At 43.4% G+C, this 14309-nt stretch carries 10 protein-coding genes; 3 read left to right on the forward strand and 7 right to left on the reverse strand.

Annotated elements, in window-relative coordinates; genetic code table 11:
• Positions 1 to 71: 71 nt before the first annotated feature.
• The 5 genes from CXF62_RS04165 to CXF62_RS04185 all read right to left on the reverse strand — a co-directional run bounded on the left by CXF62_RS04165 (position 72) and on the right by CXF62_RS04185 (position 4578).
• The gene (locus CXF62_RS04165; RefSeq protein WP_102093036.1) at positions 72 to 1025 is read right to left on the reverse strand and encodes a DMT family transporter; all 954 of its coding nucleotides are present in this window, start codon (positions 1023 to 1025) and stop codon (positions 72 to 74) included.
• Between the two features lie 298 nt (positions 1026 to 1323).
• Positions 1324 to 2058 carry a lysozyme inhibitor LprI family protein gene (locus tag CXF62_RS04170; RefSeq protein ID WP_185156593.1) on the reverse strand — a complete coding sequence of 245 codons (735 nt, stop codon included), beginning with the start codon at positions 2056 to 2058 and terminating at the stop codon, positions 1324 to 1326.
• A gap of 18 nt (positions 2059 to 2076) precedes the next feature.
• Positions 2077 to 2724 carry an anthranilate synthase component II gene (locus CXF62_RS04175; protein ID WP_102093038.1) on the reverse strand — a complete coding sequence of 216 codons (648 nt, stop codon included), beginning with the start codon at positions 2722 to 2724 and terminating at the stop codon, positions 2077 to 2079.
• A 72-nt stretch (positions 2725 to 2796) separates the two neighbouring features.
• Entirely contained in the window at positions 2797 to 4215 is a 1419-nt protein-coding gene (locus tag CXF62_RS04180) for an anthranilate synthase component I family protein (protein WP_102093039.1), read from the reverse strand.
• Positions 4216 to 4302: 87 nt separating this feature from the next.
• Positions 4303 to 4578 (reverse strand): Trp family transcriptional regulator, encoded by a 276-nt coding sequence (locus CXF62_RS04185; RefSeq protein WP_102093040.1) that lies wholly within the window; start codon positions 4576 to 4578, stop codon positions 4303 to 4305.
• 501 nt (positions 4579 to 5079) lie between these two features.
• Here CXF62_RS04185 and CXF62_RS04190 point away from each other — a divergent pair.
• The 3 genes from CXF62_RS04190 to CXF62_RS04200 all read left to right on the forward strand — a co-directional run bounded on the left by CXF62_RS04190 (position 5080) and on the right by CXF62_RS04200 (position 11876).
• Positions 5080 to 7167 (forward strand): TonB-dependent receptor domain-containing protein, encoded by a 2088-nt coding sequence (locus CXF62_RS04190; protein WP_102093041.1) that lies wholly within the window; start codon positions 5080 to 5082, stop codon positions 7165 to 7167.
• 892 nt (positions 7168 to 8059) lie between these two features.
• Positions 8060 to 10381: a FepA family TonB-dependent siderophore receptor gene (locus CXF62_RS04195; protein WP_102093042.1), complete on the forward strand. Its 2322-nt coding sequence runs from the start codon at positions 8060 to 8062 to the stop codon at positions 10379 to 10381.
• Positions 10382 to 10601: 220 nt separating this feature from the next.
• The gene (locus tag CXF62_RS04200) at positions 10602 to 11876 is read left to right on the forward strand and encodes a PepSY-associated TM helix domain-containing protein (protein WP_416220484.1); all 1275 of its coding nucleotides are present in this window, start codon (positions 10602 to 10604) and stop codon (positions 11874 to 11876) included.
• Positions 11877 to 12306: 430 nt separating this feature from the next.
• On the opposite strand, the gene CXF62_RS04210 is transcribed toward CXF62_RS04200, so the two are convergent.
• Together CXF62_RS04210 and CXF62_RS04215 are read right to left on the reverse strand one after the other, a co-directional pair.
• The gene (locus CXF62_RS04210; protein WP_102093045.1) at positions 12307 to 13077 is read right to left on the reverse strand and encodes an iron ABC transporter ATP-binding protein; all 771 of its coding nucleotides are present in this window, start codon (positions 13075 to 13077) and stop codon (positions 12307 to 12309) included.
• Between the two features lie 77 nt (positions 13078 to 13154).
• A complete protein-coding gene (locus CXF62_RS04215; protein ID WP_102093046.1) occupies positions 13155 to 14240 on the reverse strand; it encodes an iron chelate uptake ABC transporter family permease subunit in 1086 nt (361 codons plus the stop codon).
• Positions 14241 to 14309: the final 69 nt, after the last annotated feature.

Below are 14309 nucleotides of genomic sequence, written 5' to 3' on the forward strand. Positions count from 1 at the left end.
ATCATGATGCCATGGTTGGGGCTTTTTTATTGAAATAAATTGGACATATCTCAAATGAGTAGATAGTAACACTATGCCCTCTGTCGTTGTTTTAACCAACGAGGTACGCGAGTGGCGGTACCGTTTAATACAGCATTTAATAAAGCCGCCAGCAAGATAAGCGCCACACCCAAATACTGAATCCAAGACAAAGATTGATGCAGTAATAGCACTGCAAGTGCAATTGCAGTCAATGGCTCAAAAATCGTAAATACCGATGCACGAGTGGCGGGCAGTTTTTCCAATGCCTTCATATATAGCCCAAATGGCACGACGGTTCCCAGCAGTGATAATCCTAAAACGTAGCCCCAAGTCATCAAGGGCAGACTCAATAGCTGCTCATAAGTGTTATAGGTCTCAGGTAAGAGCAGTAGTACGCCAGCACTAATGATAATGGAAGTGAAAAATACCAAAGGGGCAGGGTGAGCGTAATGCATCGCACGCTTACCCAATACGCCATATAACGAATAACACATCCCTGCTGATAGACCGAGTAAAATCCCCCAGTTAACTTTCGCTTGCTCACCTAACATCGTCAATCCAACACCAAACACCGCCATTAGTGCTAGCAAAACTGATTTGCGAGTAATGGACTCACTCAGTAAGAATTTTGAGAACAATAAGCTAAATACGGGTGCGGTATAGAGTAAGGCAACGGCAGGGCCGGCACCGACATAACTGACCGCAAAAAAATAGCAGACCGACATGCCAAGGACACCTATCAACGACTGCATCGCCAAACCAAGCCACTGTTTTGGCTGTAATTTGATAAGGTGTGGCCATAGTTTTGGTAGCATGGCTAAAATGATAAAGGCCGCCGTGACGATACGTAATATCGTTACCTGCCAGCCACTAAATCCAATTTGGTTTAGGTAAGTCGAGAATATACCCAACGTACCCCAGCAGATAGCAGCCGTGATGATTTGAATGGTGCCTAGCCATGATTGGTGCGAATGGTTCGTCATTCCGTTGTCGATGTTTGCCATACTGTTTTCTTCTTACGATCTAAGTGACACAAGATGTTGTAAGATTGCTATTGATACAATCTCTCCAAGCAATACTAAAATAAGAAAAGACAACCTTATTAAAGGCTGTCTTTTGTTTGTTCTTTTGAGTCTATCACTAAAAGATAATAAGTGGCTACTAGGTCGTGTGCTAAATTCAATTAATAGTTATTCCAATGGCTCAAAAATGGCTAGCGTTTGCTAAATAACCTAAGTAATATCGAATTATTAACTCATATCATATTCGTGTTCGCGTCATTTTTTCTTTCTACAGTCTCTGTTAATCAATCCATAAAAAGAATGTTTGCTCTCGGAGAGCATTTCGCTGAATAAAGCACACTTTTTCCAATTGGGTTCTTGGTAAATGATCCGTATCAGCCCCGCAGTTTTTTGAGCGCTGTTTTATCCACTGAGTCTGCTCTTTTTTAAGATTAGCCGCCATATCCTCACCGTACAGGCGTCTGACTTCATTTCGCGTTACTCTGTAGCTTTCATTCAATGCTTTATCAGACGTGTTATATATCTGATCAACCAAATCAGCTTGTGAGGCTAATGGCAGATAAGTCTCGTTTTCTTTGTAGGTGGCACTATAGGTATCGACTGTCCATTTACTTCTTATAGATATCTCATGGTTCGAGGTATCTATAAACCCATCAAAATCTTCGCCCTCAAAGGTATAACCCTGAAATCGACACGGGGTCACGCCATCTTTACATAAGCTATGCTTGGTTTCCGCAGAGTAGTATTTGACAGCGTAGGGCGACTTACTAGATTCTGGTGTTGTCTGCAATAGTCGTCCTAAATCGGGAGCGACCAGTAGCATATTGTTGCAAGTAACGCTTCCTTCTGCACATCTCTCATAAAGGTTAAGACGTTGACCTTGGATGTCCATGCCCATGGTAAAGTTTGCCTGTACAGGTGCTACAGCCGAACTGACAGAGGTCATTAGCATTAAGCTTGAGAGCAATGTAGTACGTCTGAGTAAGCTGGATGTATTTAGGCTTGAGCTAGACATGGAGACGGCCATATAGGTTTATACCTGTAGCAAAAAGTTACCCAGCAATCGCTTAGCGCCTTCAGTAGCAAACGATTCTGGGTGAAATTGTACGCCTTGTATCGGGTATTCTTTGTGCGCCAGTCCCATAATCTCATCCCCTGTCAGTGCTGACTCAGCAAAGCTCAATTCAGCACAGCTATCATTGGCGACTACTGAGGTAATCGTTAGGCAGTTTGGGATGGTGTCGGCTTTTACCACCAGTGAATGATAGCGCATGATTTCAAGCTCTTGTGGTAAGCCTTGATAAATACCTGAGTTATCATGGCGAATTGATGAGACTTTGCCATGCATCGGTACACTGGCGCGTACCACGTCACCGCCAAACACATGAGCAATGCCTTGCATACCCAAGCAGACACCTAATAGCGGTACAGTTTTGCCTAGTTTCTCGATGACCTCGCTACAGATACCAAAGTACGCGGGATCGTCAGGGGAGCCAGGGCCAGGTGAAATGATAATTCTATCAAGATTCATTGCTTGCACGTCTGCTAAAGTGATTTCGTTATTGCGTTTAACGATGACGCTGGCTTCTTCATCACTGTCTAAGGTTTGCAAAATCTCACCCACGTATTGGTAGAGATTGAAGGTAAACGAGTCGTAGTTATCGATAATTAAAACATTCATGGGTCATAAACTCTTTTGTAAAAATAGTGCTAGGTAAAATATGGTCAATGTACGCAGTACTTCTAGTAGCAATTATGATTGCATAAAGCTGTCTAACACGACTTTCATCGCTGACAGTTTACGCTGAATTTCTAAGTACTCATCAGCTGGGTTGGAGTCGTAAACGTTACCGCCGCAAGTTTGAGCGTAGGCAGACTCGCCATTGATAAACAGACTGCGAATAGGAATGGCAAAGATACAATCACCATTGAAATTGAACGAGCCTAATGCACCGCCGTAAGCCCCGCGACCATCCGGCTCTAGCTCATTGATCACCTTGATGGCTTCTACTTTGGGCGCACCAGACAATGTGCCAGCGGGGAAATTGCTGGCAAGGGCACTAAACATGTCTTCGTTAGGATGCAAGATACCAACGATTTCAGAAGAAATGTGCTGTACGTGAGAGAAGCGCTTGATATCCATCAAACTACGTACTTTTACCGTACCAAATCGTGCCACACGGCCAATATCATTGCGATGCAAATCGACCAGCATATTGTGCTCGGCGATTTCTTTATCATCATTGAGCAAGGCGCGGGCAAGCTTACGATCCTCGATTACATCTGCACCGCGCTTGGCAGTCCCTGCGAGTGGATAGGTTTCCATTTCACCTTGGCGCAAACGGAATAGCAGCTCAGGGGAGGCACCAATGATGCACTGCTGCGCAAATTTCATAAAGTACATGTGCGGTGATGGATTGACAGCGCGCAGTTTTTCATAAATCGGCATCTTGTCACCGGCAATACGATATTTAGATTTAAAGCCTACCTCGCACTGAAAAATACGCCCAGCGATGATGTCTTCTTTAACTTGCATGACGACATTGGCATGCTCTTCTTGGCTCATGCCATCGCCTAAAAATTCAACCGTCGGCGGCTCATAACTTGGCACTGACTCATCAAGTAACGCTTTTATTTGCTCGATGCGGTTTTCTTGCTGAGCGGTTGGGTAATAAAAGTAAAAGATTTCCCCGGTCATCTTATCCAGCGTCAATCCATCTAGATACACGCCAAACTTAAATGGCTCAAAGTCTTCGCTGGCTTTTGCATTGAGACTAGGTTCAAAGAAATTCACGCAGTCATAACCCAAATACCCGACCAGACCACCGCTTTGATCACGGGCAATAACATGCTGCGGAGTTATGTCACGCAGCAGTTGATAAGGGTTATCGGTTTGATAATGGCTTGTCTCAGCGGTTTTATTATCCGTGATAGCGAGCGTATTACGGTCAATAGCGGTGATCGTCGTCACAGGGTCAAAACCGATGGCGTGATGACGTGAAATATGACTGTCTTCACCCAATGACTCGAGCAAATAACAGGTGTCGAAAGCGCTTTCGATGCGTTTGAATAGCGCAAAAAAATCGATATCTTGCGTGAGCTTGATACGTTGTGGTTTGCTTGGGATATCGATAGGTGCAGGTTGGGTATGTATGGGCGTACTAGCAGTCATAATAAAGTCCAAAATGGTTCAAATATGTGTCAATCAACAATTAATAAAGTAATGAGTAAAAGGGTAGACGGTATTGGGATCGGTGTTCTAAGCGCGTTCTCTATGGGTCGCAAGCAATGCACTCACATCGTGGCTGTGCATGGCTCTAGCACCGCGAGAGACAGTCGCGATACCAACGCCTAGTTGCTCAGAGATGTCACGTTGGGTGATACCGCGATCTAGCAAGTCAAAGATACGAATACGGTTAGCAATGTCGTGCTGCTCTTTATCCGTCAGCAGGGCACTGAGTAGCTTTTCAATCTCTTTGCTATCAGTACAGTTTGCCAGATGACTCAGTAAGCTGTGATAAGGGTCAGTACTCATAATTTATCGTCTTATAATCAGTCGTCTTAATCAAAAATAGCCAGGGTAGCCATGAAGCTCTCGGCTTGTATCAGCATTCTAGTACAGTAGTACAAGAAATACAAGTGATGAGCTAAGTTAATAGCAGGCTGCTATAGACGTGATGATTTTTAAGCTTTGTTTATATAGATTCAACTCGTGGCCAGCGTCATATTCGATAGCATATTTATAGTTAGTACCAAGCGTTGCTGCGTTGTATTGCTACGTCCACTTGGCGTACTAAGTACTAGAATTGAGAATGTATGATATTAATTATTGCCAAATTGTTAATACTTAGTTATTATGCCTCTCTTTATTTAAACGCTAATCATTATTATTAGCATTAATCATGTTATTTGCACGGTATGATTGAGTGTTTTTAAGGTGCCTATCTTCTGATAGGCGCTATTTTCAGGACTATTCGATGACAGGTTTTACAAATAATTCTAATTTTTGACAGTAAAAAAAGTGAGTAAATGTGTTATGCGCGAAGTAAAGTTATCTAGTCAATTGACAGTATTGTCTATCGGTGTCGCAGCTGTATTGTGGACACAAGCTGCTAGTGCCGCAACGGCAGCAGATATGCCAAACACAACATTGCAGACGATCACTGTAACAGCGAATAGCTCAGTACGTGACGCTGTACAAGAAGACTCTGTCTATATAGATGACTATACGCCAGCAGCTCAAGCAAGCCATCTGAGCGATTTTCTGGACGTTGTACCAGGGGTAAGCGTGGGCGGTACCTCATCGGTCAACCAACGTATTCGTGTACGTGGTCTTGATGATACCAACCTAAAAGTAACGATTGATGGCGCACGTCAAGAAGGCGCGTTGTTCTACCATATGGGTGACGTCACTATTGATCCAGATCTGCTAAAACAAGCAGAAGTATCAGTGGGCAATAACTCAGTGACGCTAGGCAATGATGCTATCGGCGGTGCGGTTGCTTTTGAGACAGTCGACGCGGCAGATTTACTTAAGCCTGGTCAAAAGGTAGGTGCTAAGCTGCATACAGGTTATGCTAGTAACAATGATGAACTGCTAACCTCAGCTACTGTGTATGGTGCGCCAACAGAAAATGTTGATTTACTGGCTTATTATGGTAAGCGCAATGCGGACGCTGGTGAAGACGGTAAAGGCCGTAAAATCCAAACGGAAAACAGCGAAGGCGAAAACATCCTATTAAAAGCGGGTGCTTATGTCGGTAGCGATCATCATGTAGGTGCTAGCTTTAGCCGTACCGAAAACAAAGGCAAGTTCCCATTACGTCCAGATTTTCCTGCTGGTGGCTGGAACCCAATCATCCCGCAGGAAGTCAAACGCGATACCTATGCGCTTGACTACGCTTACAGTCCTGCCAACCAATTGGTCAATGTAGACGCCAATGTATATCAGACCAGCACGCAGATTTTGCGTAACTCTGATGGCGTACCTGGGTTTGAGTTTGATGCAGAAGTCAAAACCACAGGCGCTAAAGTGCAAAACACCAGTATCGTTGATAGCAGTATCATCAATGGTGTGCCAGGGGTTCATAAGTTCATCGCTGGGGTTGAGCATTACAAAAAAGAATCTGAGATGACACGTGACTTTGGTAATGCGAGCACCGATGAAGCAACCAATACCTCAGTCTATCTAGAAGACCAATGGCAAATGGGTAAGCTTAGCTTAACGCCAGGCGTCCGTTATGACCGTCATGAGTCTCCAGAGTATGTATCTGCTGGCAAGACTTATGACAATGTCGTTGGCGCATTGGCTGCTAGCTATGAGATTGCACCGCGTACTCAGCTATTTGCGAGCTATACGCAGTTATTTAATGGTCCAGATCTTAGCCAAACGATTTTTAATTCCGACGGTGTTGATACCTATGTGAACAATGAACTAAAAGCAGAAGAAGGTGACAATGCAGAAGTCGGTATTGCTACAACGCTGCGTGGTCTGACTACGGCTGATGACTCTTTAAAATTAAGTGCTAAATACTTTGAAACCAATATCGAAAACTATATTGAGTTTGTACGTGCAGGTGGTAGTAGAACTGGCATGAATTGTACCACTGGGCAACTAGGTACAAGTGCTGCCCCTGAAGCCTGCCAAGGTGTCATTAATAATGATGAAGATTTCAAAATTAAAGGTGTAGAGCTATCAGCCGACTATCGAGCAGATAACTTCAACATGGGGCTAAGCTATGCTCGTGCACGTAGCAAAGGCGAAGATACGGGTTACAATATCTCTTCTGTCAGTGGTAGTGGATCTGAGTCTGGCGACAAGTACATGGTCAACTTAGGTTACGCTCCAACCAATACTACTGAGCTTGGCTGGCGCAGTACTTATGTGGCCGATGTGACACCAAATACCGCTGGTGATGACAACGAAAAACCAGGCTATGATGTGCACGATATTTTTATGACTTACACGCCAACTCAAATCGAAGGTTTAAAGGCCACACTAGGTGTATACAACATCTTTGATGAGACTTATGCAAGCCATGCGTCACGTAACTCTATTGATGATGACTATACTGATTTTGAAATGGGACGTAATATCAAAACGTCTTTGACTTATCAGTTCTAATCTAGCTTATCGAATTTCAGTCTAATCGTACTTATAAAGTCAGCTGTCTTATACGGGAGCTGTCTTTTTTTACGAGATTTTTGAGAGTGCGATTTATCTAAGAGTAGATGTTAAGTTGCTCGTTTGGTAGAAGGTGAAGCTACCGTATAAATAGCATATGAGTTAAATCGTATGCGAGTACTACGCCAATACTCTAAACAACAGCGAGCTATCATCGAAGCTCATTTATATCTTTCAAATTATCAGGAAATGATTGTGAATGAATACGGGCATAGAGTAATCAAACGTCGAAATTCTGAAGCTGACGCATAATGTTTTTAACTGGCCGAATTATCATATTGGAAATATCGATAAGGTTTGACAGTGTAGCGCTTATACAACTGAAACTAACAGGCATTTCTATAAATATATTGAGCATCCATTAAACCGTTAACTGAACCACATATAAGAATGCAAACATTAATGATAATTATTATTATTAATGTTTGCATTCTTATATGTATCTTGCTAAAGTGTGTTTCGTTCATTACAGAACAGTTAATGGCTCTTTGCTCTATTCTATTTATAGAGACTTTTTTACGCTAGATATTTAATTCATTGGATAATTAATGACAGTTACAGCGTCATCAAACTTTTAACCCTACTCAGTACATACCCTTATTCGTTTACTCTCAATAGCTAAGCCTCTTGGCGATATTTTAGTCATGTTTTTATAACACATATATTTACGGACACGTCTATCCGACAATCGTATGTCAATTTTAGACTTTTATTTATGTGTACTTGCACCGAGAATGCATCCGAAGCATTGCATAAAAAGTGGCTAAAACCATTCACTGACGATGAGATAAACAGGTATTAACGAAATTGTGCGCTTCAAGGAATATTACTTATGTCAAACCAATCAGGTTGCTCTGATTTCTCAGTCATCACTTCTCCAAAAAAACTTCAACGCGTCGTGACTGGCAAACTTTTACTAAGTATCGCTGTGACTTCTATTCTTAGTAGTACAGCCGTTGCTGCAGAGAGTGATGAGGTAGCTGTGCAAGGGGCGACCGACCAAGAAGCTGTGCCTACAGCTACATTGGATACAATTGTGGTGCGGGCAGCAAGGGACGAGCTAGAACAAGCAGCTGGGCTGTCTATTATTAGTGAAGAAGCCATCGAAAAAGCATCAGTTTCTAGTGATATTTCAGAGATTGTACGTAAGATGCCAGGTGTGAATTTGTCGGGTTCATCGACGTCAGGTCAACGTGGTAACCAGCGCCAAATCGATTTGCGCGGTATGGGGCCAAACAATACACTTATCTTAATCGACGGTCGTCCTGTCACTTCTCGCAATTCCTCACGACCTAGTCGTGGGAGTGAGCAAGACACGCGTGGTGACTCGCAGTGGGTACCACCAGGCGCTATCGAAAGCATCGAAGTATTGCGTGGTCCAGCAGCAGCCCGTTATGGCTCTGGTAGTATGGGCGGTGTGGTAAATATCATTACTAAGAGTCCGACTGAGCCAGAGTTTTCTATCAGTGGTCACTATGAGGCACCAGAGAGCGATCTAGAAGGCAGTAGCTGGCGTACCAATATCAATATGGCAGGTGCATTGACGGATAAACTGTCCTCGCGTACCACTCTTGGTTATCACGATAGTGAAGGCGATGATCCTTATATCAATGCCAAAGATGCACAGATTGTTGACGGGCGCAGTGGTCCGGCTGCCTCGGTAGCGGCAGGTACTGAAGGTGTCGAAAATATCGATGTGCGCCAATTGTTTGAATACGCGATGGATGCGATGAATACGGTCGGTTTTGAAGTGAATTATAGCCGTCAAGAAAACCGCTGGGCGGGTGATTCATTGTTCCAAACCGTGAACCAAAATTTGTTAGATGAGTTAGAAGGTGAAACAACGAGCAAAATGCAACGCTACGGCGCGGCGATCACACATCGCGGTGAGTATGATGACGCTAGTAGTAACAGTTTCATTGAGTATACTCGGACAGTTAATGAGCGTTTGGGTGAAGGTAGTGCGGGTGGTGGCGAAGGACAGATTGTCATACCTGACGATGGCGAAGATTTTGAGTGGACAGAGGCGACTTACGATACGCTAAATGCCAAATCAGAATGGGATATTTACTTTGATCGTCATACCTTGACTGCTGGTGCAGAGTTTCGCGGCGAAAAGCTAGATAACCCCGTGGTATCTGATTTGGCATTTGCAGAGGGTTTTGATTTTGGTGATGTAGAGACCGATCCTGAACAGCGTGATCCAACTTCAGATGCTTATCTTATTGGTGTATATCTAGAAGATAACTACGAGATCACACCTGACTGGTATGTGACTCCAGGTCTACGCTTCGACTATCATAGCGAGGCTGGTAGTAATTGGTCGCCTAGTATCAATACTACTTGGCACTTTAGTCCTGATTGGTCAGTGAAAGGCGGCGTCAGTCGTGCGTTTAAAGCCCCATCGTTATATCAGCTTGATCCAAACTATATTTACTATACTGGTGGCAATGGTTGTCCATCTTGGGTACCTGCTGATGAAAGAGGTTGCCACGTATTAGGGAACCCTGACCTAGAAAATGAGACATCTTGGAATAAAGAGATCACCTTTACTTATGATGATGGTACTGGGCTAAATGCTGGTTTGACTTATTATCACAATGCCTATGATAACCGCATTGGTGCTGGTACGGATCGTGTGGCGGTAGATACAGCGACAGATCGTTCTATCTTTCAATGGGACAATCAAGGTGAAGCAATTGTTGAAGGTTTAGAAGGCTTTGTACAAGTACCAGTCACTGACAATGTAAGATGGTCTTCTAATATCACTGGTAACATCCGCTCAGAGCGAAAAGACAATGGCGAGCCATTATCGCTTATTCCTAAGTTCACTGTGAACACGGGTGTGGATTGGGATATTACGCCTCGCTGGAATGCCGACTTTGATGTGAGCTACTATGGTGTGATTGAAGCCCCAACGATTTCAGCGACGACGGGAGATGATAGTGATGACCCGTTGCTTGATCGCGAACCGTATGCCATTGCCAACGTGAGCACTCGCTATGATTTGACAAAAGCGATTACTGTTGGAGCTGGTGTCAAAAACTTATTTGATACGGGTGTTTATCGTGAGGGTACCGCTACGAACGCAGGTGCACGTACGTTCAATGAACCTGGTCGTACTTATGTGTTCGACGTTAGCGTTGATTTTTAGGAGGTAGACACAGGGTTTGTTAAGTTAGAAAAAGGTCTGAGCTATTTGCTTAGACCTTTTGCGTTGTTAGGGCAGGTTTTCATTTTTAAAATAAGCCCATGCCCCCGTAAATATTTTTAATAATTCAATAACTTACTATCACAATATAACAGCAGATTTATTTATGTCATTTAATTTTCGCTATAGCTGTCTTTGGATTCACCGTTATACTGGGCTTGCCATGGCAGCTTTTTTAATTATCACTGGTATTACTGGCACATTATTGGCATTTCATGACGAGCTAGATGATATCTTCAACCATAAACTGGCTCAGGTTGAGAAGCAGAACGCATCACATCTGCCTATTGCTGAGCTTCATGATAAGGTCATCAGTGCGTACCCTCAATATAACTTTTCTAGCATGCCAACTTCGATAGCAGCAGAGAGATCAGCCGTATTTTCGGTAGATAGAGCACGAGGAAAAGCCGCCCAAAACCAACCAAAAGCACCGTTTCAACAAGTTTATGTCCATCCTTATACTGGCGATATCATTGGTACTCGTGATAGAGATGAGTGGGCATGGCACAACACCATGTGGAAAGTGTTTTGGTTACATCGCGATTTATTACTGGGTGATATTGGAAAATTGCTACTAGGGATTGTCGCGCTCGTATGGACGATTAATTGCTTTATTGGCTTCTACTTAACATTTCCTAGGGCGGTTAAGAAAAAAGCACAGAACCAAACCTCGCCTAAAAAACGTGTCTCCTTTTTAAAACGCTGGTTACCAGCGTGGAAAATCCGCCGCAAAACTAATCTCTTTAAGCTCAACTATGATCTACACCATGCCTTTGGGTTATGGCTTTGGGGGATTTTATTTGTCATCGCATGGTCCAGTGTTGGTTTTAACCTAAGAGAGGTATATCAACCTGTGATGCACGCTGTCGTAGGGCTTGAGGGTAGAGATGAAAGACAGGAGAACTCAAGAAAACAATCAGAAAAAGCAGAGCAGGCGTCTGGTGCAGAACCAGCGACTAGAGTTGAAGTTGTAAACAATGAGGCTGTCGACGTCGAGGCTGTCGATGTGGTCGACAAAGCCAATAGTATTGCTTATTTAAGTGAACAGGCAAACATCGCTGCTCAAAGCAAGGGTATGATAGTACGAGAGTTTTTAGGCATACGTTGGATTGAGGATGAGGGTCAATGGCAGCTGCGCTTTAAGACAGATAAGGACATTGGTAAAAAAGGCGGTGCATCATCCATCACGGTCAATGCAAGGACTGGTAGCATCGAGCGTGTAAATTTTGGCTATCAAAGTTCATCATTTGGCAGCAAAGCCGATCAATGGCTATCGACCTTACATATGGGGCATATCAGTCAAGGTATTGGCCATTTGCTGTATCAAATATTTTTAGCATTGATAGGTTTGGCTGTGACAGTGTTGTCTATTACTGGTGTTTATCTATGGTGGAAAGGCCGACAACAGCGTTTAAAGGCATTGCAAAAGGGCCGATGATATATTTATATTCTTAGGGTATGGTTTTCATTTAGATCATTATTTACTAAATGAAAACCATACCCTAGTTATCACTTTAAGAACAAAAATATGTCGTATGCTATGCAAACAGTGAAAATGAAGCACGCAAACTTTTCACCTAGCCTGACCCACCTATGCCAACCATTATTTTCATCATAGTTCTTTGAGTAATCTACTGAAGCAATATCTTGAGTAAAATCCATAGGAATAACCACTAATCTTAGAACATATAAAGTCATTCCTAACCAAAAAAAGGTATCTGACACCTCTTTATTTAAAGCGTAATAAATGAACAGGCAAAAGCTAATCACTAAAATTAATAGAGACAGGTTTTTGTAGTTTATCCATCGATTATTTAATAGCGCTTTATGCATCGATAGTTTCTTCTGTTGTTTGCGAAATGCTGTACTTAAACCGTATCAACAATCACTGGACGACCCTGATGATTGAGCACAGTGACATCGACGTTATATAAATCTTTCATCGTCTCTTTAGTAATAACATCAGCAGGACGACCAACAGCCGTCACTTCTCCTGCTTTCATCGTAACCACTGTATCTGCAAATTGTGCTGCTTGATTGATATCATGCAGGACGATTACCACGGTTTTTTGCTGATTGTGGCTAAGCTGGCGTAGCTCACGCATCAGCCGACCAGCATGATACATATCTAGGTTGTTCAGTGGCTCATCGAGCAATAGATAGGGTGTATCTTGGCAAACAATCATGGCGATCAGCACGCGCTGACGCTGTCCACCTGATAGCGTTGACAAGAAACGCTCGGCAAGTGGCTCAAGCTCAAAGCGTTCGAGGATTTCCTGTACTTTTTGCTGATCGTCTGCGGTTGGTTGCCCTTGATGATAAGGATAACGACCAAACATCAGTAGCTCATGTACGCGTAGGCGTCCTTGCACATGATTGTCTTGTCCGAGCATCGCGACAGTCTTTGCCAGTGTCCGTGCCTGACAGCTGACAATATCACGCTCTTCATTATCTACAGCGAAGCTCACCTGCCCAGATTGTAGCGGCTGCAAACGGGCCATGACAGAAAACAACGTAGACTTTCCAGCACCGTTAGGCCCAATCAAAGCAATTACCTGCGCCGTTGGTAGGGACAACGTAATGTCATGCAAGATTTGTTGTTTGCCAATATGGTGAGAGATATTATTTAGTTTAATCATAGTCAGTCTTATTTAAAAAAGTCTTAGGGTTTTCTCTATCAACAGCATCAGCTAAATAAACAATGTCGGCTAAGTAGTTATAACGAACGACGTTGAGACATAAATATCAATGCTAAGAACATCAATCCGCCTGCTAGCTCTATCACCACTGACAATACGCCTGCCATATCTAGCACTTGCTCAAAGATAGTCTGACCCAGTACTAAGCAAATCATAGCGACCAAACTGACCAATATCAGCCGCTCGGTGTGATACATATGTCGTGCGATACGATTGGTCAATGCGCAAACCAATAGACCAAAGAAAGTCACTGGACCGACCAGTGCAGTGGCCGTGGCAACCAGTACAGCGATGACAGTTGATAGACCAAATGCCAGACGCTGATAGTTGATACCAAGGTTGACGGCCTGTGCTTGTCCGAGCATCAACACATTGCATTGGTAACGCCAGCGCCACACAAATATCGCAGTGATGGCACAGATAAATAAGCTGATACCTAGTAGCTGAGGGTTGACTGTATTAAACTGCGCGTAGCTAGCGGACTGTATGACCACAAAATCATCAGGGTTTATCAGCCGTGCAATGAGTGCTGATAAACTGCGAAACAACACGCCAAAAATAACACCCACCAATATTAGCCGCGTCAGATCCTGACTGCTTTTAGAAAACAATAGCTTAAATAATAATAAAGATGCCCCAAACATCAGGACAATCTCTAGCGTAAACTTAGCAATAGGATCGAGACTGGTAAAGCTAATCGCACCTAAAAAGAAAACCAGCAGGCTCTGCAACAGAACATAGAGTGAATCAAATCCGAGTAGGGAGGGCGTTAGAATTGGATTGTGAGTCAACGTCTGAAACAGTAACGTCGACACGCCAATTGCATAGCCAACCACCATCAGTGCCAGCAGTTTTTTGCCGCGTAATGGTAGCGCAAAGTCCCAATAGCCATTGACATTGAGTGTCATAAACAAGGTCATCGAGATAAGTAGAATAATAGCTGCTATGGATTTTGGATGGGCAGCTATCCATGCCCAAAGCTTTGCCAAATGACCTTGGGCAGCGGCTGAATATTGACCGTCTGCTGAAGATGAGTTATCTACCGCTGTGCTGGTTTTGGTAGCATCAGTCTTGGTGGAAGTAAGCTTAGTTGATGAGAACATACAAAAATCCTATGGTGCCAAGCTTATCTAATAAGGCAAAAAATGAACGACGGTAAGCGAGTGTTGAAA

Origin of the sequence: Psychrobacter sp. MES7-P7E, from assembly GCF_002863645.1 — a bacterium.
Classification (GTDB): Bacteria; Pseudomonadota; Gammaproteobacteria; order Pseudomonadales; family Moraxellaceae; genus Psychrobacter.